This window comes from Haloferax sp. AB510 (assembly GCF_024136985.1).
In the GTDB taxonomy this organism is placed as follows: domain Archaea; phylum Halobacteriota; class Halobacteria; order Halobacteriales; family Haloferacaceae; genus Haloferax.
The window spans coordinates 1-25,942 of record NZ_JAMYJY010000049.1 but is presented as its reverse complement, the minus strand read 5'-3'; the positions used below and the strand labels follow the sequence as shown (position 1 = coordinate 25,942).

General features: G+C 66.5%; 23 protein-coding genes and 2 pseudogenes. 14 read left to right on the top strand and 11 right to left on the bottom strand.

The features are described from left to right. Positions 1–255 precede the first annotated feature (255 nt). From dnaJ to NKF06_RS11015, 4 genes are all read left to right on the top strand, one after another. A complete protein-coding gene (dnaJ, locus tag NKF06_RS11030) occupies positions 256–1,413 on the top strand; it encodes a molecular chaperone DnaJ (RefSeq protein ID WP_058827377.1) in 1,158 nt (385 codons plus the stop codon). Between the two features lie 52 nt (positions 1,414–1,465). Then, entirely contained in the window at positions 1,466–1,786 is a 321-nt protein-coding gene (locus tag NKF06_RS11025; protein ID WP_253245405.1) for a cupin domain-containing protein, read from the top strand. A gap of 102 nt (positions 1,787–1,888) precedes the next feature. Next, positions 1,889–2,596: an AMP-binding protein gene (locus NKF06_RS11020; RefSeq protein WP_253245404.1), complete on the top strand. Its 708-nt coding sequence runs from the start codon at positions 1,889–1,891 to the stop codon at positions 2,594–2,596. 143 nt (positions 2,597–2,739) lie between these two features. Beyond that, positions 2,740–4,047: a dicarboxylate/amino acid:cation symporter gene (locus tag NKF06_RS11015; protein WP_253245403.1), complete on the top strand. Its 1,308-nt coding sequence runs from the start codon at positions 2,740–2,742 to the stop codon at positions 4,045–4,047. Between the two features lie 20 nt (positions 4,048–4,067). Here NKF06_RS11015 and NKF06_RS11010 read toward each other — a convergent pair whose 3' ends face one another. Next, positions 4,068–6,092 carry an AMP-binding protein gene (locus NKF06_RS11010; protein WP_253245402.1) on the bottom strand — a complete coding sequence of 675 codons (2,025 nt, stop codon included), beginning with the start codon at positions 6,090–6,092 and terminating at the stop codon, positions 4,068–4,070. A 123-nt stretch (positions 6,093–6,215) separates the two neighbouring features. Between NKF06_RS11010 and NKF06_RS11005 the strand changes: the two genes are divergently transcribed. Continuing rightward, entirely contained in the window at positions 6,216–6,797 is a 582-nt protein-coding gene (locus tag NKF06_RS11005; RefSeq protein WP_253245401.1) for a GNAT family N-acetyltransferase, read from the top strand. Between the two features lie 26 nt (positions 6,798–6,823). Here NKF06_RS11005 and NKF06_RS11000 read toward each other — a convergent pair whose 3' ends face one another. Together NKF06_RS11000 and NKF06_RS10995 are read right to left on the bottom strand one after the other, a co-directional pair. After that, positions 6,824–7,093 (bottom strand): hypothetical protein, encoded by a 270-nt coding sequence (locus tag NKF06_RS11000; protein WP_004976836.1) that lies wholly within the window; start codon positions 7,091–7,093, stop codon positions 6,824–6,826. 96 nt (positions 7,094–7,189) lie between these two features. After that, on the bottom strand, positions 7,190–7,444 hold the full coding sequence (locus NKF06_RS10995) for a hypothetical protein (protein ID WP_058827371.1): 255 nt from the start codon (positions 7,442–7,444) through the stop codon (positions 7,190–7,192). 145 nt (positions 7,445–7,589) lie between these two features. On the opposite strand from NKF06_RS10995, the gene cdd reads away from it, so the two are divergent. The 4 genes from cdd (at position 7,590) to NKF06_RS10975 (ending at position 11,375) form a co-directional block, all read left to right on the top strand. Then, complete coding sequence (gene cdd, locus NKF06_RS10990; RefSeq protein ID WP_058827370.1) at positions 7,590–8,012, top strand: cytidine deaminase; 423 nt, start codon at positions 7,590–7,592, stop codon at positions 8,010–8,012. 1 nt (position 8,013) lies between these two features. Continuing rightward, a complete protein-coding gene (locus tag NKF06_RS10985) occupies positions 8,014–9,252 on the top strand; it encodes a hypothetical protein (protein ID WP_253245400.1) in 1,239 nt (412 codons plus the stop codon). Continuing rightward, positions 9,249–10,067: a nucleoside phosphorylase gene (locus NKF06_RS10980; protein WP_058827368.1), complete on the top strand. Its 819-nt coding sequence runs from the start codon at positions 9,249–9,251 to the stop codon at positions 10,065–10,067. Before NKF06_RS10985 ends, NKF06_RS10980 begins: the two co-directional genes overlap by 4 nt. Positions 10,068–10,181: 114 nt before the next feature. After that, on the top strand, positions 10,182–11,375 hold the full coding sequence (locus NKF06_RS10975) for an NAD(P)/FAD-dependent oxidoreductase (RefSeq protein WP_058827367.1): 1,194 nt from the start codon (positions 10,182–10,184) through the stop codon (positions 11,373–11,375). A gap of 200 nt (positions 11,376–11,575) precedes the next feature. Here the strand turns inward: NKF06_RS10975 and NKF06_RS10970 are convergent, their stop codons facing one another. Then, a complete protein-coding gene (locus NKF06_RS10970) occupies positions 11,576–11,821 on the bottom strand; it encodes a hypothetical protein (protein WP_058827386.1) in 246 nt (81 codons plus the stop codon). Between the two features lie 169 nt (positions 11,822–11,990). After that, on the bottom strand, positions 11,991–12,524 hold the full coding sequence (locus NKF06_RS10965) for an Rrf2 family transcriptional regulator (protein ID WP_004976849.1): 534 nt from the start codon (positions 12,522–12,524) through the stop codon (positions 11,991–11,993). Positions 12,525–12,689: 165 nt separating this feature from the next. Here NKF06_RS10965 and NKF06_RS10960 point away from each other — a divergent pair, with 165 nt between their 5' ends. Beyond that, positions 12,690–13,610 (top strand): NAD-dependent epimerase/dehydratase family protein, encoded by a 921-nt coding sequence (locus NKF06_RS10960; RefSeq protein ID WP_253245399.1) that lies wholly within the window; start codon positions 12,690–12,692, stop codon positions 13,608–13,610. Positions 13,611–13,660: 50 nt separating this feature from the next. Here the strand turns inward: NKF06_RS10960 and NKF06_RS10955 are convergent, their stop codons facing one another. Beyond that, positions 13,661–15,040 carry a DUF389 domain-containing protein gene (locus NKF06_RS10955; protein WP_253245398.1) on the bottom strand — a complete coding sequence of 460 codons (1,380 nt, stop codon included), beginning with the start codon at positions 15,038–15,040 and terminating at the stop codon, positions 13,661–13,663. Between the two features lie 88 nt (positions 15,041–15,128). On the opposite strand from NKF06_RS10955, the gene rocF reads away from it, so the two are divergent. Both rocF and NKF06_RS10945 read left to right on the top strand, forming a co-directional pair. Further along, positions 15,129–16,028, top strand: a complete 900-nt coding sequence (gene rocF, locus NKF06_RS10950) for an arginase (RefSeq protein WP_256477302.1) — start codon at positions 15,129–15,131, stop codon at positions 16,026–16,028. Further along, positions 16,028–16,498 carry an NUDIX domain-containing protein gene (locus tag NKF06_RS10945; protein ID WP_058827364.1) on the top strand — a complete coding sequence of 157 codons (471 nt, stop codon included), beginning with the start codon at positions 16,028–16,030 and terminating at the stop codon, positions 16,496–16,498. Before rocF ends, NKF06_RS10945 begins: the two co-directional genes overlap by 1 nt. A 3-nt stretch (positions 16,499–16,501) precedes the next feature. Here NKF06_RS10945 and NKF06_RS10940 read toward each other — a convergent pair. From NKF06_RS10940 to gyrB, 3 genes and pseudogenes are all read right to left on the bottom strand, one after another. Beyond that, positions 16,502–16,914, bottom strand: a pseudogene (locus NKF06_RS10940) (hypothetical protein). A 109-nt stretch (positions 16,915–17,023) separates the two neighbouring features. Then, complete coding sequence (gene gyrA / locus NKF06_RS10935; protein ID WP_253245397.1) at positions 17,024–19,579, bottom strand: DNA gyrase subunit A; 2,556 nt, start codon at positions 19,577–19,579, stop codon at positions 17,024–17,026. Between the two features lies 1 nt (position 19,580). Continuing rightward, entirely contained in the window at positions 19,581–21,500 is a 1,920-nt protein-coding gene (gene gyrB, locus NKF06_RS10930) for a DNA topoisomerase (ATP-hydrolyzing) subunit B (protein ID WP_253245396.1), read from the bottom strand. 253 nt (positions 21,501–21,753) lie between these two features. Between gyrB and NKF06_RS10925 the strand changes: the two genes are divergently transcribed. Both NKF06_RS10925 and NKF06_RS10920 read left to right on the top strand, forming a co-directional pair. After that, positions 21,754–24,150: a DNA topoisomerase VI subunit B gene (locus NKF06_RS10925; protein ID WP_253245395.1), complete on the top strand. Its 2,397-nt coding sequence runs from the start codon at positions 21,754–21,756 to the stop codon at positions 24,148–24,150. Next, on the top strand, positions 24,150–25,250 hold the full coding sequence (locus tag NKF06_RS10920; protein WP_058827358.1) for a DNA topoisomerase IV subunit A: 1,101 nt from the start codon (positions 24,150–24,152) through the stop codon (positions 25,248–25,250). Before NKF06_RS10925 ends, NKF06_RS10920 begins: the two co-directional genes overlap by 1 nt. A gap of 35 nt (positions 25,251–25,285) precedes the next feature. Here the strand turns inward: NKF06_RS10920 and NKF06_RS10915 are convergent, their stop codons facing one another. After that, complete coding sequence (locus NKF06_RS10915) at positions 25,286–25,507, bottom strand: hypothetical protein (RefSeq protein WP_253245394.1); 222 nt, start codon at positions 25,505–25,507, stop codon at positions 25,286–25,288. Between the two features lie 79 nt (positions 25,508–25,586). Continuing rightward, a pseudogene (locus NKF06_RS10910) lies at positions 25,587–25,942 on the bottom strand (alpha/beta hydrolase); the annotation flags it as partial.

Sequence of the window (25,942 nt, the reverse complement as noted above, 5' to 3'; positions counted from 1 at the left end):
CCGGCGGCGCTGGCGCTGGTGCGGGCGCGGCCGGCGGCCCCGGCGGTGCGGACCCCGAGGACTTCGTCGACGCCGACGCGGACTTCGACGAGGAAGACGAGGACAACTAACTACCTGACCGCCTCTCGGCTCGCAGAGGAACCCGACGCCGGCGGTCGAATCCGGCCGAAACCCCGGGTTTGACGCCGCTCACACTCGCCGCGATACGAGAGACGGACTTTTCAAATACCTTCACCGGCTACAAGATATCAACTGATGAGCGAGGACTTCTACGACGTACTCGGGGTCTCGCGGGACGCCTCGAAAGACGAGATCAAGAACGCGTACCGCAAGAAGGCCGCGAAGTACCACCCCGACGTTTCCGACGAGGACGACGCCGAGGAGAAGTTCAAGAAGGTCCAGAAGGCAAAGGAGGTGCTCACGGACGACGAGAAGCGGCAGATGTACGACCAACTCGGTCACGAGCGCTTCCAGCAGTCCCAGAAACGCGGCGGCGGTGGCGGCGGCCGCGGACAGGGCAACCCCTTCGGCGGCGGCGGCAACCCCTTCGGCGGCATGGGCGGCGGCGGTGGCGGCTTCGAGGACATCTTCAACAACCTGTTCAACGGCGGCGCGGGCGGCCAACAGCGCAACCGCCCACAGCAGGGTCGCGACGTGGCCCAGCGCATCTCAATCGACCTCGAAGACGCCTACCACGGCGTCGAGCGCGACGTGACGATTCGCCGCCGCGAGGTCTGTCCCGAGTGCGACGGCGAGGGCCACCCCGACGACGCCGACGTGAACACCTGTTCGGAGTGTAACGGATCGGGCCAGCAGACGACGGTCCAGCAGACGCCCTTCGGCCGCGTCCAGCAGACGACGACCTGTCGCGCCTGCGGCGGCGAGGGCGAGACGTACAGCGAGGACTGCTCGGAGTGTCGCGGCAGCGGGCGCGTCCGCCGCACCCGAGACGTGACCATCACCATCCCCGCCGGCTTCCGCGACGGCCAGCGCCTCCGCTACCGCGGCGAGGGCGAACCGGGCGAGAACGGCGGTCCCAACGGCGACCTGTTCGTCGAGGTCAACGTCCGCGACCACGAGGAGTTCGAGCGCGACGGCGACGATCTCCGCTACACCCATCCCATCTCCTTCCCGCAGGCCGTCTTCGGCGCGACCGTCGAGGTGCCGACGCTCGACGGTGAGGAGGAACTGAAGGTGCCCGCGGGCACCCAAAGCGGGTCGACGTTCACCGTCTCCGGCGCGGGGATGCCGCACCTCGACGGCCGTGGTCACGGCGACCTGCACGTCGAGGTCCACGTCGTCACGCCCGAAGACCTCAACAAGGAACAGCGCGAGGCGCTCAAGGAGTTCGCCGAGGCCGGCGGCGAGGAGGTCAAAGAGGGCCTCTTCCAAAAGCTGAAGAACTCGCTGTAACGGATTTCCGGCACCACCACGCTCTCTTGTCCGGCGGCCGTCAGTTCGGGTGATGTCCTACACGAAAGCGAACTACGAGGACGTAGACGCGGTCGGCGGCGGTCTCCACTTCCTGCGAGACGAACTCGACTGCGTCGAACTCGGCTTCAGCGTGTTGGAGGCGGACCCCAACTGGTCCGGTAAGCCGCACGACCACGCCGAGCAGGGCCACGAGGAAGTGTACTACCTCGTCTCCGGCGGGGCGACGCTCGTCGTCGAGGACAAGAAACTCGACCTCGAACCCGGCGATGCCGTGCGCGTCTCGCCGGAGGACACCCGCGAACTCCGAAACGGCTCCGAGGAGAGCACGTTCGTCATTGCTGGCGCGCCCTGAGCGACGGAGCCCAGACTCAGATATCAACGCATACCTCGCCGCGTTCTCGACCCGCGAGAGCGCCTCGGGGGCTTTTTTCGCGCCGACTCCCTACGACCGGCCATGGACGTTATCGGCGACCTCATGGCCCGCGACCGGCGGAGCGACCGACTCGCACTCCGGGTCGACGGCCCCGGCCGGACCTACACGTACCACGACCTCATCACGACCTCGTACAAGGCCGGAAACGTCCTCCGCTACCTCGGTGTCCGCAAGGGCGCTCGGGTCGCGGTCGACCCGGTCTCACTCCCCGAGCCGCTGTTGACGTTCCTCGGGGCGGCTCAACTCGGCGCGGTGACCGCGTTCGACCCGGCGGTGGAGGCGCGGGCGACCGTGGTCGCCGTCGACCGCGAGGCCGAGTTCGCCGACCTGCCGCCGGGGCAGAAACTCGCCGTGTTCGGCGGGTCGCCGAGCTCGCCCGCCATCACGCACTGGGAACAGGAGGTCTGGAGCGAGAACCCCGCGGTCCACCCGGTGGTCGTCACCCCCGACGACCCGGCGCTCGTTGCCGACGACCGCGAGTTCACCCACAGCGACCTGCTGGACGCGGCCCGTGAGGTCGTCGCCGACTTCGACCTCGACGCGGGCGATACGGTCGCGGTCAGGTCGTCGCTCTCCCATCCCGGCACCGTCGTCGCCGGCGTGCTCGCCCCGCTTCTCGCCGGCGGGACGATTCGGATTCCCGCGGGCGACGAGGCCGTCGAAGCGGCGCTCGCAGTCGGCGACGAGGTTCCCGAGTCGGTTGCGCTCGCGCCCGACGACGCGTACTGACGACGACGCGTGGGGTGGAGAGGAATCGCCGAAGACTCCAACTATTAATTCAGATTTGAGATTGAATTCTACCTCGGTGTTAAATTCAGGACATTCACCGCTATATTTATATTCTGGATGTATCGTTAGTGCAAACGCGTTACATGTCACACTCTAGCATTGCGTCTCTCTGGAACCGGTATCGGTCGGTCGGCATCGTCTACCGAATCGGGGTCGCGTTCGTCCTCGGTTCGCTCGTCGGCCTCGTCGTCGGCGAGCCGGCGACGGCCCTGAAGCCGGTCGGCGACCTGTTCGTCCGACTGCTGAAGATGCTCATCGTCCCCATCGTGGTGTTCACGCTCCTGATGGGTGTTCGACAGCTCTCGCCGTCGTCGCTCGGCCGCGTCGGTGCGCAGGTCGTGGGACTGTACGCGCTCACATCCGCGTTTGCGGTCGCCATCGGACTCGGCGTGAGTAACCTCGTCTCCCCCGGCTCCCGCGGGCTCGAAGAACTGCTCGCCGGTGCCGAGGCACAGAGCGCCGAGGCCCCTGACGCCGTCGAAGTCGTCCTCAACATCGTCCCGACGAACCCCGTCGGCGCGATGGCCGAGGGCAACGTGCTCCCGACCATCTTCTTCGTCGTCGTGTTCGGCCTCGGCCTCACGCTGGCGTGGGAAGAGACGGACGACGAGCAGGTCAAACGCGGCATCGAGGCGTTCTTCGACCTCGCCGACGCGGGCGCAGAAGCGATGTACAAGGTCGTCTGGGGGGCGATGGAGTTCGGCGTCCTCGGCGTCTTCGCGCTCATGGCGAACGTCTTCGGCACCGCCGGCGTCGGCGCTATCCTGCCCTTCGCGCTCCTCATCGGAACGATGCTCCTCGCGGCCGTCGTCCACATCGGGGTCGTCTACCTCGGCGCGTTCGTCGTCGGGGTCGCGGGGCGGTCGCCGGTCGCGTTCCTCTCCGGCGCACGTGATGCGATGGTGACCGCGCTGAGCATCCGGTCGTCGTCCGGGACGCTCCCGGTGACGATGTCCGACGCGGACGACAACCTCGGCATCGAAGAACGCATCTACGGCTTCACCCTCCCGCTCGGTGCGACCATCAACATGGACGGCACGGCGATGTATCAGGGCGTCGCGGCCATCTTCGCGGCGAACATCGTCGGCGTGAACCTCTCTCTGGCCGACCAGTTCGCGGTCGTCGCGGTCGCCGTGCTGGCGAGCATCGGGACCGCCGGTGTCCCCGGGTCGGGGCTCATCATGCTCACGCTCGTCTTGACGCAGTTGGGACTCCCGCTGGAAATCGTCGGTCTCGTCGCCGGCGTCGACCCCATCCTCGACCGCATCCGGACGATGGTGAACGTGACCGGCGACCTCGCGGTGACGACCGTCGTCGCCACGTGGAACGACGCGGTCGACTTCACCGCCGACGCGTGGAACGACGGTGTCGGCGCGGCGCTGTCCGACTGAACGAAGGCGGAAAAACCGCTTCAGGACGCGTTTTCTATCTTTTCGAGCGACTCGGGATTCTCGATACTGCTCATGTCACCGAGCTCTTCGCCCGCGTAAATCGAGGCGATGGCGCGGCGGATGATTTTGCCCGACTGCGTCTTCGGGAACTCGTCGACGAACAGTATCTCGCGCGGGCGGAACGGCTTGCCCAACTCGTCGCCGACGACGCCGCGAAGCTCCTCGCGGAGGTCGTCGCTCTCCTCGATACCGTCTTCGAGGACGACGTAGGCGACGACGGCGGTCCCGGTGGTGTCGTCGGGAACGCCGACCGCGGCGGCCTGATTCACCGCGTCGTGTTCGATGAGCGCGCCTTCGACCTCGGCGGGGCCGACCTTGCGGCCGGCCACGTTGAGGGCGTCGTCGGCGCGGCCGTGCAGGAACCAGAAGCCGTCTTCGTCCTTCTGGGCCCAGTCGCCGTGGTCCCAGAGGTCGTCCCACGACGACCAGTAGGTGTCGAGGTAGCGCTCGTCGCCCTCCCAGAGACTCTTGGTCATCGAGGGGCAGGAGTCGCGGGCGACGAGGAAGCCGCGCTCGTGGGTGTCGACGATGGACTCGCCCGACGAGTCCACGATGTCGATGTCCATCCCGAGGCCTGGGCCGCCGAGCGAGCAGGGCTTGAGCGGCTGGGTCGGCATCGGCATGAGGAAACAGCCACAGATTTCGGTGCCGCCGGAGATGTTGATGATGGGGGCGTCGCCGCCGCCGACGTTCTCGTAGAACCACATCCACGACTCGGGGTCCCACGGTTCGCCGGTCGACCCGAGCAGGCGGAGACTCGACAGGTCGTGTTTCTCGACCTCCTCGTCGCCGTACTTCCGCAGGGCGCGGATGGCCGTCGGCGAGATGCCGAAGGTGGTGATGCGGTGGCGCTCAATCATGTCCCAGAAGCGGTCCGGGTTCGGGTAGTCGGGCGCGCCCTCGTACATGAAGATAGTGCCGGCGAACGTGTGGTTCCCGATGAGCGTCCACGGGCCCATCATCCAGCCGATGTCGGAGACCCAGAAGAAGCGGTCTTCGGGCTTCTGGTCGAAGCCGAAGTGAATCTCCTTCGCGGTCTGCATCTGCACGCCAGCGTGGGTGTGAACGATGCCTTTCGGCTTGCCGGTCGTCCCCGAGGAGTACAGGAGCATCGACTCGGCGTCCGACGGGAGGCGTTTGGTTTCGTACTCAGGGTCGGCCGCGCCGACGGTGTCGTCCCACCACTCGTCGCGGTCGTCGGTCCACGGGACTTCGTGGTCGGCGTCGGTTCCGCCATCGCCGCCGTCGCTTTCGTCCCCGAACCGCCGGTAGACGACGACGTTCTCGACGCAGTCTGCTTCGTCCATCGCCTCGTCGGCGGTCGGCTTCAGTTGGACCTCGGAGCCGCGGCGGTAGAAGCCGTCGGCGGTGAAAAGCACCGAGCACTCGGGGTCTTCGAGACGGGTCGCGGTGGCGTCGACGCCGAATCCGGAGAAGATGGGGACGGCTATCGCGCCGACCTTGAAACAGCCGTAGAGGATAGAGATGACTTCGGGGACCATCGGCATGTAGAGGCCGACGGTGTCGCCGGTTTCGACGCCGTACGATTCGAGGACGTTGGCGACGCGGTTGGCCTCGCGGTAGAGGTCGTGGTAGGTCCGCTGGTCGACCTCGCCGTCTTCGCCCTCCCAGATGCAGGCGACGCGGTTCCGGTTGCCGGAACCGACCGCGGCGTGGCGGTCGAGGGTGTTGTGGGCGACGTTGATTTCGCCGCCGGGATACCAGCGGGAGAACTGCGGCCCCTCCGAGTCGTCGCGGACGGCGTCGTACTCCTCGTAGAAGTCGATGTCGAGGTAGTCGACGAGTTCGTCCCAGAACCACTCGACGCCCGAGGCACCGACGCCCGGAACCTCGGTCGTCGTCCGCTCGATGAGTTCGTCGTACTCCTCGATATCGTGTTCCCGCATGAATCGGGTGACGTTGGCGTCCTCGACGAACGCCGGGTCCGGTTCGTGCACCACGGTGTCGGTGTCGGGTACGTCCATGAATCGAGGTACCGCGACCGCGACCATGAATCTTTACTGTTCTTTCGTTGAGTTCGCCAGACGCGGCGGGAATCGCCGTACCGGCCCGAGTCGTTTTTGTCGGCGGGTGTGCTACGAGTAAGCATGTACGTCCGAGACGCGAAGAACCGAGACGAGGTCTGGCTGCTCGACTCGCTGGAAGAACTCGGACTCGACGACGGCTCCTTCCGGTCCCGCGATTACGTGATTGCGCTCGACGAGGAGTCCGGCGAGAAGGCGGGATTCGGGCGCATCCGGGTCCACAAGACCGACGAGCCGTTCTGCGAACTCACCTGCGTCGGCGTCTCGGAGCGGTGGCGCCGACAGGGCGTGGGCGCGCACGTCGTCGAGCGACTGGTCGACCGCGCCGCGGCCGAGGAGTTCGAGACAGTGTACGGCTTCACCTCGGACCACGGCTACTGCGCGCAGTTCGGCTTCGAGGCGGTCGACGCCGAGGACCTCCCAGAGGGGCCGCGGCAGCGACTCGACCGGGTCAGAGAGGTCGACGGCGACGCCATTGCGCTCCGACTCGACCGCGAGGCGTTCTCGATGCCAGAGCAACTCCGCGAGCGGTTCAAGGTCGCCGCGCCCGCGAGCGCCGGGGACGCCGAACCGGAGCTAACCGCCGAGGACTTCGGCTACGACGAGGAGACGCCGACGAAGTACTCAACGAACCTGCGGCGCTGACGCTCCGGCACCGAGCCGGCTCCGACTCAGGTCCGGTCGTCGAGGAAGTCGGTGCTGAAGACGATCCAGGTCAGCACGCTACAGAACAGAATCGGCGGGAGGATGGCGAACCCCCAGAGCGGTTCGAGTCCCTGCAGGAGGATGAGCACCACGTCGGCCAGTCCGAGCGCGAGGAACGGCGCGGTCGCCAGCGCGGCGCGCTTTCGGTTCTTGCCGCCCGTGTCCTCCGGGAGCGGGCCGGGCGAGGCGTCGCCGGCCGAGGCGTCCGAGGTCGAGGTCGACGAGGGCGCGTCCATGCGGGTCCGTCGGGGCCGGACGAGCAAAAACGGTCCGCCTTTCGGTCGGAGTTCCCCGGCCGATACGCTTCGCCGCCCGAGCCGAGAGCCGCCGTCCTAGCGCGCGTCTTCGACGCGCGAGGCGTACTCGACGAGCGCGAACAGCGCCCCGAGGATGACGGCCGAGAACACCATCCCGTAGAGGCTGAACGCGAGCGGCGTGGTCGGAAGCGAGAGGAAGCCGAACAGCGATATCTCGGCGGCGACCTGGCCGCCGTTCTCGCCGATAAAGACGCCGAGGATGCCCGAGATGGCCACGACGCTCGCGCCGACGATGAACAGGATTCGTCGTCCGCCGGATGTGTCGTTCACGACGCCGCGTTAGGACCGAGCCGTATAGTCGCTTGCGGGACGACGCGATGGAGGCGACACCCAGAAACCCGTCCGTGTCCGTCGGCCGACACGACAGTCTCGGGGAGCCGAACGAACTAAGCCACCCCGCGCGAATGAGCGCCCAATGCCCGAAGCACTCGTCGAACGCGCCCGCGAAGCGCTCGACAACGCCTACGTTCCCTACTCGGAGTACACCGTCGGAGCGGCGCTCAGGACCGCCGACGGCGAGGTCTACGTCGGCTGCAACATCGAGAACGCGAACTACTCGAACAGCCTCCACGCCGAGGAGGTCGCCGTCGCGGAGGCCGTCAAAAACGGCCACACCGAGTTCGACCGCCTCGTCGTCACCTCGGGGGCGCGTGACGGCGTGACGCCCTGCGGGATGTGCCGCCAGACGCTCGCGGAGTTCTGCGGCGAGGACCTCCCGGTCGTCTGCGACCTCGGGGGCGACGACGTCGCCGAGTACACGCTCGGCGAACTCCTCCCGAACACCATCTCGCTGGACACGCTCGAAGCCGCCGCGGCGAAGCGCGACGCCGACGAGTAACGTGTCGCCCGTCGCCGGCCGCGGAACCGCCGCCCTCGCGCTCGCCTTTCTTGTCGTGCTTTCGGGGTGTACGTCCGTATCGCCGTCTCCGCCGGTCGTGGACGCGGCCCTCGGGAACCCCTCGGCCGACGCGAGCGACGGCGACGATGGAGCCGTCTCGGCCGCCATCGGCGGACCCGGGTCGCCGGCGATGCCGGAGACGCGACCCGCCGACAACCCGTGGGGTCGCGCGCCGGTCGTCGTCGGCATCGACGCGCCCGCGGACGGCCGCGACTACGCCTCGCTCGTCCAATCGGCGGTCGACTACTGGCGAGCGAACGCGTCGGCGACCGCCTACGGCCCGGCGTTCGTCGTGGTGCCGAACGCCTCGGAACCGGACGTGACCGTCTCGGTCGTCGAGCGAATCGACGCCTGCGGCGACTACGCCGGCACCGACGCGGTCGGCTGTGCGCCCCTCTTGGACGGCGACGACCCGACCGCACCCAACGAACCGGTTTCAGTGGTCGTCGCCGCCGGCTACGACGACGAGACGACCCAGACGGTCCTGAAACACGAGTTCGGCCATCTGCTCGGGCTGACCCACGACGACGCCGACACGTTCCCCGTGCTGTCCGAGCGCATCCAGACGACGCGACTCCCCGAACCGGACGCCGCCGACCGGGAGACGCCCTTCCGCGAGCGGACCGTCGCGGTCCACGTCGACCTCTCGAACGTCTCGGCAGACGAGCGGGCGACCTACGAGGCGGAACTCGACCACGCGCTGTCGTACTACGAGGCCGGAGCCGACGGCGTCGCGCCCGCGAACCTCTCGTTCGAACGCGTCTCCGACCCGGCGATGGCGGACGTGACCGTCTCGGTGTCGGCGTTCGGCGACGGCGAGTCGGGCGTGCGGTGGCGGCGGACCGGCGTCGACGCGGACGACGACGATGCCCTGGAGTGGTACACCGGCGGCGACATCGTCGTCGACACCGACCTCGACCCGTCGCTTGTCGACTGGTACGTCGGTGCGGGACTCGGCTACCTGCTGGCGGCCGACGAGCGCGCCGACCTCCCACCGCCGTTCCGTGACGGCGACCTCTCCGACGACCCGACGTGGCGCGGGGTCGCGGGCGAGACGGCGGCTGCGACTGAACACGCGACGACCGCAACCGCGAACGTAGACGAGAGTGCGACGCCACCCGCGGCGGCCCCCTCGAAGAACGCAAGAATTTCCACCGCTCACCCGCGAGTAGAGTCATGAACGATAGCGAGGACCCGAACGACGAGGTCCAGTATCACCTTGAAGTCGGTCCCGAGGACCTCGCCGACGCGGTGTTGCTCCCCGGAAATCCCGAGCGCGTGGACAAGGTGACGGCGCTGTGGGACGACCACGAGGAGAAGGCCTACCACCGCGAGTACCGGACGGCGACCGGGAGCTACGACGGAACGCCGATTTCGGTCACCTCGACGGGTATCGGGAGTCCCTCGGCGGCCATCGCGGTCGAGGAACTCGCCCGCGTCGGCGCGGACACCTTCATCCGCGTCGGCTCCTGCGGCGCGATTCAACCCGAGATGGACGTGGGCGACCTCGTCATCACCTCGGGCGCGGTCCGACAGGAGGGCACGTCCAAGGAGTACGTCCGCGAGGACTACCCCGCCGTTTCCGACCACGAGGTCGTCTCGGCGCTCGTCGCGGCCGCGGAACGCCTCGGCTACGACTACCACGTCGGTCTCACGATGAGCGCCGACTCCTTCTACGCGGGGCAGGGTCGCCCCGGCTTCGAGGGCTTCCGAGCCGCCGGCTCCGACTCGCTCGTCGAGGAACTCCGCGAGGCGAACGTGAAGAACATCGAGATGGAGGCCGCGGCGCTCCTGACCATCGCCAACGTCTACGGCCTCCGGGCGGGGGCCGTCTGCTCGGTCTACGCGAACCGGGTCACGGGCGAGTTCCGCACCGAAGGCGAGTCGCGCGCGGCGGAGACCGCCAGCCTCGCGGTCCACCTCCTCGCGGAGATGGACGCGGTCAAGCGAGACGCGGGCGTCGACCGCTGGCACGCGGGTCTCAGCCTCGATTAATCCGACAACCGTCGAACACTGATTTCGACGCTCTGGGGGCGTGGAGGCCAAAATTACCACAGTCGTGGAGACGGTTTCAAAGCCCCTTTATCGGATGACTGCGCATCCGACGACATGAGCACGCAGGTCGTCGTTCTCGGCTCGGGGTACGCCGGGGCCGGCGCGGTCAAAACCCTCGAAGAAGAGCTCGGTCACGACGCACAACTCACGTGGGTCGCCGAACACGACTACCACCTCGTCCTCCACGAGGTCCACCGCTGCATCCGCGACCCGAGCGTCGAGTCCAGCATCGCCATCCCCGTCGACGATGTCAAAGAGGACTCGACCGACTTCGTCAAGGGTCGCGCGACCGACGTGAACGTCGACGACCGGGTCGTCGAACTCGAAGGCGGCGACACCGTCGACTACGACTATCTGCTGGTCGCCATCGGCTCTTCGACCGCCTTCTTCGGCATCGAGGGCCTCGAAGAGTTCGCCCACCAGCTCAAGGGCCTTGACGACGCCCGCGAGATTCACCAGGACATCAAGGAGGCGGCCGCCGACGCCTCCCGCGACGACCCCGCGCAGGTCGTCATCGGCGGTGCGGGTCTCTCGGGCATCCAGACCGCCGCCGAGGTCGCCGAGTACCGCGACACGAACCGCGCGCCCATCGACATCAAACTCGTCGAGGGGATGGACGAAATCTTCCCCGGCAACGACCCCGAACTGCAGGGTGCGCTCCGCCGTCGCGTCGAGGACCTCGACATCGACATCCTCACCGGCGACTTCATCTCGAAGGTCGACGAGGAGACCGTCTTCATCGGCGGCGGCGAGGACGAAGACCCCGAGGAGCTCGACTACGACGTGCTCGTCTGGACCGGCGGCATCACCGGTCAGCCCGAGGCGTCCGACGTCGAACTCGAACAGGACGAGCGCTCCCACCGCTTCTTCGCCGAGGAGGACTTCCAGACCAGCGACGACCGCGTCTTCGCGGTCGGCGACTGCGCCCTCGTCGAGCAGGGTCCCGACAGCGTCGCGCCGCCGACGGCGCAGGCCGCCTGGGACGCCGCGGACGTGGCCGGCGAGAACATCGCCCGCGCCATCGCCGGCAAGCCGCTCAAGCGCTGGACGTTCACCGACAAGGGGACGGTCATCTCCATCGGCCACGACGCCGTCGCTCACGGCGTAAAGTTCCCGGTCGTCGGCGAGTTCCCCGTCAACGTCTTCGGCGGCCCGCTCGCGCGGACGCTGAAGAAGGGCATCGCCGCGAACTGGATTGCGGACGTGACGTCGCCGAAGCGCGCGCTCTCGGCCTGGAACGACCTGTAACTCGGTCGCTGTATCCGGCCGCCGGGTGACGCGACGCCCGACGCTCGACGCTCGCCGACTCGGTTTCGCTTTCTCGACGCCGCAATCCCCGAGTGCCGATAGCGCTCACGGAGTACGGAGCGCAACAGCGACTCCTCGTTCCGATTCGTGTGAGAAAATACGCGCTGCCGCGCCGCGGTGGTCTCTCGACGCTTCGGTCCTCAGAAGGAGGGCGACTCAGTCGTTCGGAGATACTCGGAGAACCGAACCAGAGCCGTTCCAAGGAGAACGACCGCGACTCCGGTCAGTGCGACCACTGCCATCGTTTCGGGGTCTCCACCGGCCATCAAAGCGAACGACGCCGCCCCGATAAGCAGGGTTGCGGTGAAGAGAAACGCAATCACGTCGGCGTTCAGTTCCTCCCACGTTGATGGGATGCCGAACGCACTCTGCTGATTGTACGCCATGGAGAGTACTGCGTCCCCTATTCAGATAAAGCTGTGTACTATTATACATTAATCTCTGACGTGTTTGCGGTCCGAACTCCACCGTTCGGTTCGGCCGGCGTCCGAACGCCGGACCTGTCGGTCGGAGCGCGCGGAGAGTGCCCGGAAAAAGACGGAGAGAGGAGCGTGGTTAGTGCTGGGGTTCGCCGACGGGTGCCTTCATGTCGTCGATGCGGAGGATGAGGATGTTACTCGTGTCGTCCTTGCCGTCGAGGGTGCCGTCGATGACGAGCTTTGAGAGCGGCGTCGGGCCGACGCGAATCTTGTCACCCTCGTGGAACTCGCGGACCGAGCCCTGAACGTGAATCTCGGCGCGGCACAGTTCGGGGTGGTGGACGCTGGAGAGGTCGATTTCGTCCACGTTGACGCCCTCGACTTCCTCGTCGTTGTGGAACAGGGGGACGAACGCGGGCTCGTCCATCTTGTCCACGTCGAGCGCCTCGTAGGCGTTCGCGGTCGGCTTGTAGCCGCCCTTCGGACCGGGTACGCCCTCGACCAGCTGGAGCGCCTTCAGGCTCTGCATCTGGTTCCGGATGGTGCCGGGGTTCCGGTTGACTTCGGTCGCGATATCCTCACCCTTCACGGCGTCCTCGGAGTCCCGATAGAGGTTGATGAGGGCGGTCAAGATAGTTTTCTGACTTGAAGTGAGCTCGATTGATGACATGGAGAGTGGTTCGCTACATACGTCCTTAAATCCGATGGATGACGCCTCGAATCTGCCGTTCGTCTACTTTGTAACCGCGTCACACTCATGAATGTTCATTTTGAACCCTAATTCGGCCTCGATGCTGTCGATAGCACTATACGGCTCACGAGAGTTCGGTAGCACATGAACGGGAAACGAGTCCTCGTCACCGGCGGTGCCGGCTTCATCGGCTCGAACCTCGCGAACCATCTCGCGGCGGAAAACGAGGTCGTCGCGGTCGACGACCTCTACCTCGGAACGCCCGATAACCTCGACGAAGCGGTCGAATTCCACGACGTGAGCGTCCTCGACGATGACCTCCCGACCGAGGGCGTCGACGTGGTGTTCCATCTCGCGGCGCTGTCGTCGTACAAGATGCACGAAGAGAACCCGACGAAAGGCGCGCGCGTCAACGTCGAAGGCTTCGTGAACACGGTTGAGCAGGCCCGAAACGACGGCTGTGACACCGTCGTCTACGCCTCCACGTCCTCGATTTACGGCTCTCGAACGGAGCCCTCGCCGGAGGACATGCCCGTCGAGGCGCGCACGGGCTACGAGGCGTCGAAACTCGCCCGCGAGCGCTACGCGGAGTATTTCCACCACCACTACGACATGCGGACGGCCGGGCTCCGCTTTTTCTCGGTGTATCAGGGCTTCGGCGGCGCGGAAGAACACAAAGGCGAGTTCGCCAACACGGTCGCGCAGTTCGCCGACCAGATTGCCAACGGCGAGTCGCCGGAACTGTTCGGCGACGGCACCCAGACACGTGACTTCACGCACGTCGACGACATCGTCCGCGGCATCGAACTCGCCGCCGACCACCGGCTTCAGGGTATCTACAACCTCGGGACTGCCGAGAGCTACTCGTTCAACGAGATGGTCGGGATGATAAACGAGACCCTCGGCACCGACGTCGACCCGGTCTACATCGAAAACCCCCTCGACGTGTACGTCCACGACACGATGGCCGACTGCACGAAGATTCGCGAAGCGACCGGCTGGGAACCGCAAATCTCCTTCGAGGAGGGCGTTCGGCGCGTCTGCGAACCGTATCTCGACGAGTAGCCTACTGGTTCAGTCTCTCGACGCTCGTCCCCGTCTTCGGCCTCAGGCGGTCACGACGGCCCCGACCGACTCCGCTGTTCGAAGTTCACAGTCACGACGACGTCCCTTTCGGTGGCCTCGCGTATTCGGTCTCCGATTCGCGACGACAACTGCGGGTACTGACGACCGACCGGGTGTTGGACCGTGACCGTCACCCGTCGCGGGCCGTCGTCGATTCCGAGAGTCTCGAACTCGACGCCGACCGACAGCAGTTCGAGCGAATCGTACTCCGAGTCGTCGAGGACGGTTTGCACGGCCCCGATCGCACCGTTTTCGAACGCGATTTGCGAGGCGAGGAGCGAGCCCGGCCCGAGCACGGTGAGTCCGAGAAGGGCGAGCGCCACCCACGTCGCTCTGGTCCCGAAGAACGAGCGAAGCCGCCGTCTCGTCGACCCCGGTGAGTCCCAGTAACTCGGTCGATAGCCGAGGTACCAGAGCGCGAGCGTCCCCGCGAGGACGATGCTCGCGACGTTGACTGCGAGGAGCGTGAGCGCGCCGACGGCAACCGCCGGAATCGCCCACGCGACGCCGATACCGACGGCCGCGGCCGCGGGGACGGTCGCGGCCGCGACCGCGACGCCGACGATTGAAACGGGGAGCTCGGTCGCCAAGCCGACGCCTCCGGCCGCACCGGCACAGAGCGCGACAACGAGCGTCAACAGCCCCGGCGACGACCGACTCGCTATCTGCTCGACCGTGGTCACGTTCAGCGCCGACGGCACGAACTGCGCCGTCTTGAGCCCCCACCCCAGCGCCGCGGCGGCGACGATGGCCACGGCGAGGCCGACGACCGTCGAGCGAACCCCGTCGGTGAACATCGCGTCCTCGCCGAGCGCCGCGCCGACGCTGGCCATGAGCGCCGCGCCGATTTGCGGGGCGATGACCATCGACCCGACGACGAGGGCGGGCGAGTCGAGCAACAGCCCCGCCGTGGCGACCAGTGCGCTCAGCACCGTCATCCCGTAGTACGCCGTCGGTTGGGGGTTGAGGTCGTGCGCCTTCGTCAGAATCTCCTCGTTCGAGACGCGCTCTTCTTCCTCGTCGCCCTCGACGTACCGCTCGACGAGTCGGTCGTAGTGCGGCGTCGTCGCCGACTCGATGTTGCCGATGACGAGGTAGCGTTCCTCGAACCCCGCCTCGGAGAGCGTCTCTCTGACTCTGTCGACTGCCTCTGTCGGCAGCGGGAACTCGATGAGGTACGACCGAGAGTCGGCGTCGGACTCGCCAACCGGGAGAACGACCGGGTCGACGTCCTCGCCTCGGAGCGCATCGACGACCGCGTCGAGTTCCCCCGCCTCGACGCGAATCTGCAAGTGCCGCATGGCACTCGATACGACACGGCCGCGGAAAAGCGAGACGGCCTTGCGACCGGCCGGAGTCCATGTCGCCATACGGCGGCCTCCCGGGAGGCGACGGACGGCATTATCAATAAGGGTGTTTTTCCGATGCCACTAAACACCCCGACCGAGTTGGTCAACTATGGAACGGAACGTCAGGATTCTCGGTGCACCGACGGACTACGGTGCCAACCGACGCGGGGTGGACATGGGTCCCTCCGCGATTCGATACGCCGGACTTGCGGGGCAACTCGAGTCCGCCGGCGTCTCGCCGACGGACGCGGGCGACCTCGCGGTCCCGCACCACGCGACGCGGGACGCGGACGCCGGGGCGGCGAACGCCAAACACGTCCAGGAGGTCGAAGAGGTGACGAGGAGCCTCGCAGACGCCGTCTCGACCGCGCTCGCCGAGGGAACGATCCCGCTCGCGCTCGGCGGCGACCACTCAATCGCCATCGGCTCGTTGGTCGGGAGCGCCCGCGACGCCGACATCGGCGTCATCTGGTTCGACGCCCACGGCGATTTCAACACGCCGAGCACCTCGCCGTCCGGAAACGTCCACGGCATGCCGCTGGCCGCCGCACTCGGCGTCGGCGACTTCGAGGGCGTCGAGTGGGCGAACGCCGCCGGCCTCAAGGAAGAAAACGTCGCCATCGTCGGGCTACGCTCCGTCGACGGCGCGGAGGCCGAGGCGGTCCGCGACTCCGACGTGACGGTCTACACGATGTCCGACATCGACGAGCGCGGCATCACCGACGTGACGAACGACGCCCTCGACGTGGCGACCGACGGCACCGACGGCGTCCACATCAGCCTCGACCTCGACTGGCTCGACCCCCGCGAGGCTCCCGGCGTCGGGACGCCCGTCCGCGGCGGCGTGACCTACCGCGAGGCCCACGCGGCGATGGAACTCGTCGCCCGCTCGGAAGCCATGCGCTCGTTTGAACTCGTGGAGGTCAACCCCATCCTCGACGAGCACAACGAGACCGCGACACTCGCGACCGAACTCGCCGCAAGCGCCTTCGGCAAGCGCATCCTCTGATGTCGACGCCGAGAGAAGCCCCCGCCCCGCACGACCTGGCCGCCGGCGTCGTCGTCCTACAGGAGAACTCCGTGCTCGCGGTCTACGAGAAGGACCGCTGGGGACTACCGAAAGGCGGCTCCGAACCCGGGGAGTTCTTCTTCGAGACGGCCGCCCGCGAGGCCGCAGAGGAGACCGGCGTCGAAGTCGAAATCCAGTCGCTCGCCTTCACGAGCGAGATTCGCGCCCCGGACCGCCGCATCTATCTCCAGCGGTTCTACCACGCGACGCCCGTCGCCGACGACCCGACGCCGTCGCCGAGCGACCCCGACAACGAAATCGAGGCGGCGAAGTTCCTCCCGCTGACCGCCCTCGGGTCGACGCTCACCTACCGCCCGCGGGTCGAACCGCTCCGCGACTGGCTCCGCGACCGCAAGCCGCGACACTACACCTACGACCTGACGAGAGAGCCGTCGGACGTTGAGAAATAGGAGCTACGACGCGCTGTTACTGGTTTTTCTCGCTTTCACGACTCGAACGGCGTAGCCGACGGCCGCACCGAACCCACCGACGGCGAGCGCGAGCACCGCGCCGGCGACGAGCGGATACGCGAGCCACAGCGGCGACTCCATCGTCGAAACCGGGACGAACAGGTTGACTGCGAACCCGAGACACGGGCCGAAGGGAGCACGATACCCTCGCCAATTCGCGTGCCGACGCGCTCTCCACGGGCGACGTGAGACGCGACGCCGGCGACGACGACGACCGCGCCCGCGTCGACGACGAGCGACTGCACGTGTGTCGGCGGTTCGAGGTACCACGCCCGAAGTGCGGTCAGGCCGCCGAGGACCACGACGAATGCGAGCGCCGAGACGCCGACGATTCCCGACCGCGGTCGCATGCTCATACCGGGACGGTCCGTCGGCCGAGGTAAATGCCTTCGGGGAGTGACGGCCGAAGCCGCGGCTCTCCGGTGGGAGTCCGCAAAAAGAGACCCGTCGTCGGGGAGAGCCGACTTACTCGTCGTCCGCGTCGGTTTCCGCGTCCCCTTCCACGTCGTCCAGTTCCTCGTCTTCGGTCGTCATCGCGGCCGGAATCACGTCGACGGAGGCCACGTCGTCGCCCTCGTCGAGGTCCATCACGATGACGCCCATCGTGTTACGGCCGACCGTCGAGATGTCTTCGACGGGGGTTCGGAGAATCTGGCCCTCGTCGGACATGACGACGAGGTGATCGCCCTCGCCGACGGTGTTGATGGCGCAGACCGGGCCGTTCCGGTCGTTGGTCTTGATGTCGATGAGACCCTTGCCGTTTCTGGACTGCTTGCGGTAGGCGTCGAGGTCCGTGCGCTTCCCGTAACCGTTCTCGGTGACGGTGAGAATCCAGCTGTGGTGGTCCTCGTCGATGGCGGCCACGCCGGCGACCACGTCGTCGCCGGTCAGTTTGACGCCGCGGACGCCGCGGGCCGAGCGACCCATCGCGCGCACTTCGTCCTCGTCGAAGCGGATGGACATGCCCTGTTCGGTGCCGATGACGAGGTCGCTTTCGCCGTCGGTGACCTCCACGTCGACGAGTTCGTCGCCCTCGTCGAGTTTGGTGGCGATGATGCCCGTCGAGAGGATGTTCTGGAACCGGTCGGTGCCGGTCCGCTTGATGTAGCCGTTCTGGGTCACCATCGTCAGGTAGCCCTCGATGTCTTCGAGGTCGTCGCAGTTGACGACGGCCGTAATCTCCTCGCCGTCGTCGAAGTCGAGCAGGTTGACCGCCGACTTCCCGCGGGCGGTCCGCGACATCTCGGGCACCTGGTAGGCCTTCAGTTGGTAGACCTGTCCGTGGTTGGTGAAACAGAGCAGGTCGTCGTGGGTGTTCGTGACGAACACCGACGAGACGTTGTCGCCCTCCTTGAGGTCGGTGCCGATGATGCCCTTGCCACCGCGGTGCTGGGCGCGGAACCGGGAGACCGGCATGCGCTTGATGTAGTCGTCCTCGCTGACGACGACGACCACGTCCTCCTCGGGGATGAGGTCGGCGCGGGTGACCTCGCCGGTGTTGGCGACGAACGAGGTCCGCCGGTCGTCGGCGTACTCGTCTTTGATGTCGAGCAGTTCGGACTCGATGACCGCGTCGAGTTCCGACTGGTCGCCGAGGATGGTTTCGAGGCGTTCGATGGTCGCCTGGACGTCCTCGTACTCGTTTTCGATTTCGGCCGCCTCCATCGAGGTGAGCGAACCGAGTTGCATCGAGACGATGTGGTTCGCCTGCTCCTCGGAGAAGTCGAACGTCGGCAGGGGTTCGCCGTCGACTTCGACTTCGACCTCGCCGCGGAGCGCGGCCTTCGCGTCGTCGCGGCTCTCGGAGTTTCGGATGGTCTCGACCACGTCGTCGATGTTGTCGAGGGCCTTCAGGCGGCCTTCGAGGATGTGCGCGCGGTCTTCGGCCTCGGCGAGTTCGTACTCGGAGCGCCGGCGGACTACGTCGCGGCGGTGGTCGAGGTAGTGTTCGAGCGTCTCCTTGAGCGTCAGCACCTGCGGCTGACCGTCGACGAGCGCGAGGTTGATGACGCCGAACGTGGATTCGAGGTGGTTGTCGAGCAGCTGGTTCTTGACGACCTCGGCCATCGCGCCGCGCTTGAGTTCGATGACGACGCGGATGCCGTCGCGGTCGGACTCGTCGCGGATGTCGCGGATGCCCTCGATTTTCCCCTCGTTCACGTCGTCGGCGATGCGCTCGATGAGGCGGGCCTTGTTCTCCTGATACGGGAGTTCGTTGATGACGATGCGGCCTTCCTCCTCGAACACGTCGTAGTCGGCGCGGACGCGGACGCGGCCGCGACCGGTCTTGTACGCCTTGTGGACCGCGTTGCGGCCGACGATGTTCGCGCCGGTCGGGAAGTCCGGGCCCTTGATGTGTTCCATCAGGTCCGGGATGGTCGCGTCGGGGTTCTCGATGAGTTCGACCGTGGCGTCGATGACCTCGCCGAGGTTGTGCGGCGGGATGTTCGTGGACATCCCGACCGCGATGCCGGACGACCCGTTGACGAGCAGGTTCGGGAACGACGACGGGAGGACCGTCGGCTCCTGTTTGCGGTCGTCGTAGTTCGACTGGAAGTCGACGGTGTCCTTGTCGATGTCGTCGAGGAGTTCCTCGGCGATGGGGGACATCCGCGCCTCCGTGTAGCGCATCGCGGCCGGCGGGTCGCCGTCGACGGAGCCGAAGTTACCCTGCCCGTCGACGAGCGGGTAGCGCATGGAGAAGTCCTGCGCCATGCGCGCGAGGGTGTCGTAGATGGCGGAGTCGCCGTGGGGGTGGTAGTCACCCATCGTCTCGCCCACGATGGACGAGGACTTGCGGTGCGACGAGTTGGAGGTCACGCCGGCCTGATGCATCGCATACAGGATGCGCCGGTGGACCGGCTTGAGGCCGTCGCGCACGTCGGGCAGCGCCCGCCCCGCGATGACCGACATCGCGTAGTCGATGTACGACTGCTCCATCTCGTCTTCGATGCGCGCGTTCTTGACTTCGGCCGCGATACCCGCGCCCGGTTCGAAGGAATCTGGTGCGTCAGAACTCATATTAGATGTCTACCCATTCGGCGTCGTTCGCGTGGTCCTTGATGAACTGCTTTCGCGGCCCGACGGCGTCGCCCATCAGGATGTTGAACATCCGGTCGGCGGCGGCGGCGTCCTCGACGGTGATGCGCTTGAGGACGCGGTTTTCGGGGTTCATCGTCGTGTCCCACAGCTGGTCGGGGTTCATCTCGCCGAGTCCCTTGAACCGCTGGACCTGCGTGGGGTTGCCGTTGCATTTCTCCTCGATGATGCGGTCCCGCTCGGCCTCGTTCATCGCGTCGTAGGTGTTGCCGCGGTAGCGAACGCGGTACAGCGGCGGTTGGGCCGCATACACGTAGCCGGCCTCGATAAGCGGCCGCATGTGGCGGTACAGGAGCGTGAGCAGCAGCGTCCGGATGTGCGCGCCGTCGACGTCGGCGTCGGTCATCAGGATGAGCCGCTGGTAGCGCGCCTTCTCGATGTCGAACTCGTCGCCGACGCCGCCGCCGATAGCGGTGATGAGCGCCCGAATCTCGTCGTTTTCGAGGATGCGGTCGAGGCGGTGTTTCTCGACGTTCAGAATCTTCCCCTTGAGGGGCAAAATCGCCTGGAACTTTCGGTCGCGGCCCTGCTTGGCCGAGCCGCCCGCGGAGTCGCCCTCCACGACGAACAGTTCGGACTTCGAGGGGTCGCGGCTCTGGCAGTCCGCGAGCTTCCCCGGCAGCGAGGTGGATTCGAGCGCGGATTTGCGGCGGGTGAGCTCCTCGGCCTGCTTTGCGGCCTTGCGGGCGCGGGCGGCCTCGACGGCCTTCGAGATGATGGCCGTCGTCGTGTCCGGGTTCTCCTCGAAGAACGTCCCGAGCTGCTGGTGGGTGACGCTCTCGACGATACCGCGCACCTCGGAGTTCCCGAGCTTCGTCTTCGTCTGCCCCTCGAACTGCGGGTCAGGGTGTTTGATTGAGATGACGGCGGTGAGCCCCTCGCGGACGTCCTCGCCGCGGAGGTTGTCGCCGTCGAGGTCGTCCAGCATGTCGTGGGTGTTCGCGTAGTCGTTGACGACGCGGGTGAGCGCCGTCTTGAACCCGGTCAGGTGCGTGCCGCCCTCGCGGGTGTTGATGTTGTTGGCGAAGGCGTGAATCGAGCCCTGCAGTTCGTCGGTCGCCTGCATGGCGATTTCGACCTCGATGCCCTCCGACTCGTCGTCGTAGTAGATGATGTCGTCGTGGAGGGCCGTCTTGGTCTCGTTGAGGTACTCGACGAACTCGCGGATGCCGCCCTCGAAGAGGAACGTGCTCGACTCGTCGGTCCGCTCGTCGGCGAGCGAAATCTCGACGCCCGAGTTGAGGAACGCGAGCTCGCGCAGACGGTTTTCGAGTGTCTTGAAGTCGAACTCGGTCGTCTCGAAGATACCGTCGTCCGGCCAGAATCGGATGGTCGTCCCGGTGTCCTCGTCGGGTTCGAGGTCGCGCACGCGCTCGAACTGGTCGACCTGCGGTTCGCCGAACTCGAAGCGGTGTGTCCACACCGCGCCGTCGCGTTTGACCTCGACTTCGAGTTCGCTCGACAGCGCGTTGACGACGGAGACGCCGACGCCGTGGAGGCCGCCGGAGACCTGGTAGGACTTGTTGTCGAACTTCCCGCCGGCGTGGAGGACGGTCATGATGACCTCCAGCGCGGGTCGGTCGTACTGTTCGTGCGTATCTACCGGAATCCCGCGGCCGTTGTCGGTGACACTGACAGAGCCGTCCTCGTGGAGGGCGACCTCGATGGCGTCGCAGTGGCCCGCAAGCGCCTCGTCGATGGAGTTGTCGACGACTTCGTAGACGAGGTGGTGGAGTCCGCGAGAATCGGTGGACCCGATGTACATCGCCGGACGCTTTCGAACGGCTTCAAGCCCTTCGAGGACCTGAATCTGTCCGGCCCCGTACTCGTTATCCTGTGACATCTGAACTGGCCTAGGATAGCCCGTCCCTTAAAGGCTCGCACGCGCGGGCGCGTACTACTTACTGGAGTCCCGCGTAGCGGTTTCCGCGTCCGGCGATTTCGACTGCCCGGCGCGAACGTCGTGGGTGACTCTGTGTAACATAATTCGCCGTTCCGTTGTGGACAGCCCGCGAAGCGCGTCAACGCCGAAATTTCACTTTCACTCCGTTGCCGGTGAGTACTTAACGCGGGACTGGGTAGATGCGCATCAGGAAATGACCTCGTTCCAGTCGACACTCGGTGACGAGCCGGGGATCGCAGAGGAGCTGGCGAAGGGCCAGCGGGAGATCTCCATCGCCGAGTTCTTCGAGAAGAACAAGCACATGTTGGGCTTCGACAGCGGAGCCCGCGGGTTGGTCACCGCCGTCAAGGAGGCGGTGGACAACGCGCTCGACGCCACGGAGGAGGCGGGCATCCAGCCCGACATCTACGTGGAAATCGCCGAGGCGGGCGACTACTACCGCCTCGTCATCGAGGACAACGGGCCGGGCATCACGAAAGAGCAGGTGCCCAAAGTGTTCGGGAAGCTCCTCTACGGCTCTCGCTTCCACGCGCGCGAACAGTCCCGCGGCCAGCAGGGTATCGGTATCTCCGCGGCGGTCCTCTACTCGCAGTTGACGAGCGGGAAACCCGCCAAGGTGACGAGTCGGACGCAGGGCTCGGAGGACGCCGAGTACTTCGAACTCGTCATCAACACGGACCAGAACGAACCCGAGATTCGCACCGAGAAGACGACCTCGTGGGACCGCCCTCACGGCACGCGCATCGAGTTGGAGATGGAAGCCAACATGCGCGCCCGCCAACAGCTCCACGACTACATCCTCCACACGGCGGTCGTCAACCCCCACGCCCGCATCGAACTCCGGGAACCCGGCCTCGACGAGCCGATGAAGTTCGAGCGGGCGACCGACCAGCTTCCGAAGCAGACGAAGGAGATTCGGCCCCACCCCCACGGCGTCGAACTCGGGACGCTCCTGAAGATGCTCGCGGCGACCGAGTCGTACTCCGTCTCCGGCTTCCTCCAAGAGGAGTTCACCCGCGTCGGCGCGAAGACCTCCGACAAGGTTCACGACGCCTTCCGCGACCGACACTTCGGCCGCGAGATGACGTGGCGGACGCCCGACGCGACTGAGGCGGACGAACTCGTCGCCGTCGTCGAGGACGCCGTCGCCAACAAGGGCAAGGAGGCGACCGCGGCGTTCGCGTCCGAACTGGTGGATATCGTCGTCGGTAAGGACCGCATCGCCCACGGTGAACTCGTCACCATCGTCGGAAACGTCGCCGAGACGGTCGGCGACGAGACCGACACCTCGTTCGGCGAGACGGTCCGCGAGAACGTCGTCGAGGCGCTGTGGCCCGTCCTCACCGACGACCGCGAGGGCGACGTGTACGCTATCATCGACGACGTGACGACCACGCAGAAAGACGACGCCGGCAAGGTGTCGATGGCGCGCTCTATCGCCACGCAGTTCGCCGAGACGACCGGCCCGGCCGACCGCGCCACCCGCGACGACGTGGCCGAGTTCGTCGCGTGGGCCGCCGAGCGAACCAAAGAACGCGAGGACGAGACCTACGGCGAGACGGCACAGGAGAACATCGCCGACGCCATCTGGTCGCGGATGCGCACCGTCTCCGACGAGGTGCCGAAGGTCCGTGAGGTCGCCGACGACCGCGACGTGGCCCGCGACCTGCTCGACGCGATGCGCGAGACGGACATCCTCGCGCCGCCGACGGACTGTCTCTCTCCCATCTCCGCCGACCTCGTGGAAGCCGGCCTGAAAAAGGAGTTCGACGCCGACTTCTACGCCGCGGCGACCCGCGACGCCGAGGTCCACGGCGGCGACCCGTTCATCGTCGAGGCCGGCATCGCCTACGGCGGCGAACTGAAGTCCGAGGGGAAAATCGACCTGCTCCGCTTCGCCAACCGCGTCCCGCTCGTCTACCAACAGGGCGCGTGTACCATCACCCACGTCGTCAAGGACATCGGCTGGCGGAACTACGGCCTCGACCAACCGGGCGGTAGCGGCATGCCGAACGGCCCCGCGGTCCTCATGGTCCACGTCGCCTCTACGAACGTCCCCTTCACGAGCGAGTCGAAAGACGCGCTCGCGGACGTGCCGGCGATTCAAGACGAGGTCGAACTCGCTATCCGCGAGGCGGCCCGCGAGCTCAAGTCCTACCTCTCGAAGCGGCGGTCGCTCCAGAAGCGCCGCAAGAAACAGGACGTACTCGGCCGCATCCTCCCGCAGATGGCGACGAAGCTCTCGGAGGTCACCGGCCGACCCGAGCCCAACATCGACGGCGCGCTCGGCCGCATCATGAACAACCTGACCGTCGAGCGAGCCGTCGACGACGGCGAGGTGACGCTCACGGTGAAGAACTACTCCAACACGAACGAGTCGCCGGACATCACGGACATCGTCTCGGCGGAGCCGGGCGGCCTCGACGGCGAGGCGACGGTGGTCGACCTCGACGGGGAGTGGTTCGTCAAGTGGAACCCCGAGGTGTCGTCCGGTGAGACGGCGACACTCACGTACTCGGTCGCACAGGACGCGTCGTTCGACATCAACGTCGACGGCGTCGAGACGGAGAAACTCACGGTGAACGTATAATGGCATCTGAACGGAAGACATCCGAGGAACGCGCCCGCGAGCGTCTCATCGATCTCGCGGCGGAGTTCTACGACCAGTTCGACGCGGGGGAGATTCCGCACATGACGCTCCCGACGCGGACGAAAAGCAACATCGAGTACGACGAGAACTCGAACGTCTGGGTGTACGGCGACCGGACCTCGACGCGCTCTGCGAACAGCGTCCGGGGGGCGAGAAAGCTCCTGAAGGCCTCATACACCATCGAGTTCCTCGCGCGGCAGTTAGAGGAGGGCCGCTCGTCCACCCTTCGTGAGCTGTACTACATCTCCGAGTCGTGGGACGCAGAAGAGGCGCACTTCTCCGACCAAGACGAGTCGAACCAGCTCATCGAGGACCTCGAAATCGTCTCCGAGGTCACCCGCGAGGACTTCCACATGCGGCCCGAGGAGTCGGGTGCGACCCTCATGGGCCCGCTCGAACTCCGCGAGCAGACCCGCCGCGGCGAGCGCGACATCCACTGCCAACTCGACGTGGGCGAGGGCGGCTACCAGATTCCGAACAACCCCGACACCATCGAGTTCCTCGACCATGACATCGACTTCGTCCTCTGCGTGGAGACCGGTGGGATGCGCGACCGCCTCGTCGAAAACGGCTTCGACGACGAGTACAACGTGCTCATCGTCCACCTGAAGGGTCAGCCCGCGCGGGCGACCCGGCGCATCACGAAGCGCCTGCACAACGAACTCGACCTGCCGGTCGTGGTCTTCACCGACGGCGACCCGTGGTCCTACCGCATCTTCGGCTCCGTCGCCTACGGCTCCATCAAGTCCGCGCACCTGTCGGAGCACCTCGCGACGCCGGAGGCCCGGTTCGTCGGCATCCAGCCGCAGGACATCGTGGACTACGACCTCCCGACCGACCCGCTCGCGGACTCCGACATCAACGCGCTCCAGTCCGAACTGGAGGACCCGCGGTTCATGGGCGACTACTGGACCGAACAGATAGAACTCCAACTCGACATCGGCAAGAAGGCCGAACAGCAGGCGCTCGCCTCCCGCGGTCTCGACTTCGTGACCGACGAGTACCTGCCGACGCGGCTCGACGAGATGGGCGTCATCTAACTCGGTCACCCCTGTCGCTCCCGTCACCGCTTTTTCTATCGCTCTGCTCCGGACCGATTGAACAGCGCTACGAGCGTGTACCCGCCGTAAAAGCCGAGGGTGTGAATCGTCACTTCGGTTCCGAACTCGGCGGCGGTTCGGACGGGTTCGACGTGGAAGAACAGCGCGTCGGTCGTCACGACGACGAGCGTGACGACGAAACAGACGAGGAGCCGACGGACGCTGAAAAGTGGGCTCGATCGGAGGGCGTCGCGCATGGGCGGTCCGACGGCCGCCCGGCGTATGTGTCTGTTGCCGCGGGGAGGGTTCGAGGCCCTCGCCGCTCGCGGTTCGCGCTTACGGATACAGCCCGTCGCCGCGGAACCCGTCGAAGTAGCGCCTGACGACGCCGTTCAGCGGTCGCGGCTCGCTGGTCGCGAGGTTGTGACCCGCCCCGGAGAACAGTGCGAGCGTCGCGTCCGCGACGCCGTCTTTGAGTTCTCGAATCCGCGGTTCGGGAAAGAGTCGGTCGGACTTCCCGGCGGCGACGAGCGTCGGCGCGTCGATATCGCCGAGAATCTCCCGGGAGTCGTGTTCGAGACAGGCCGTACAGGAGACGACGGCGTCGGCGGGGACGGCGGGCCGGAAGTCGACGACTCGGCCGGCCGCCTCGATGAGCGCGGGGGCGACGGTCGCTTCGAGGCCCGTCGCCG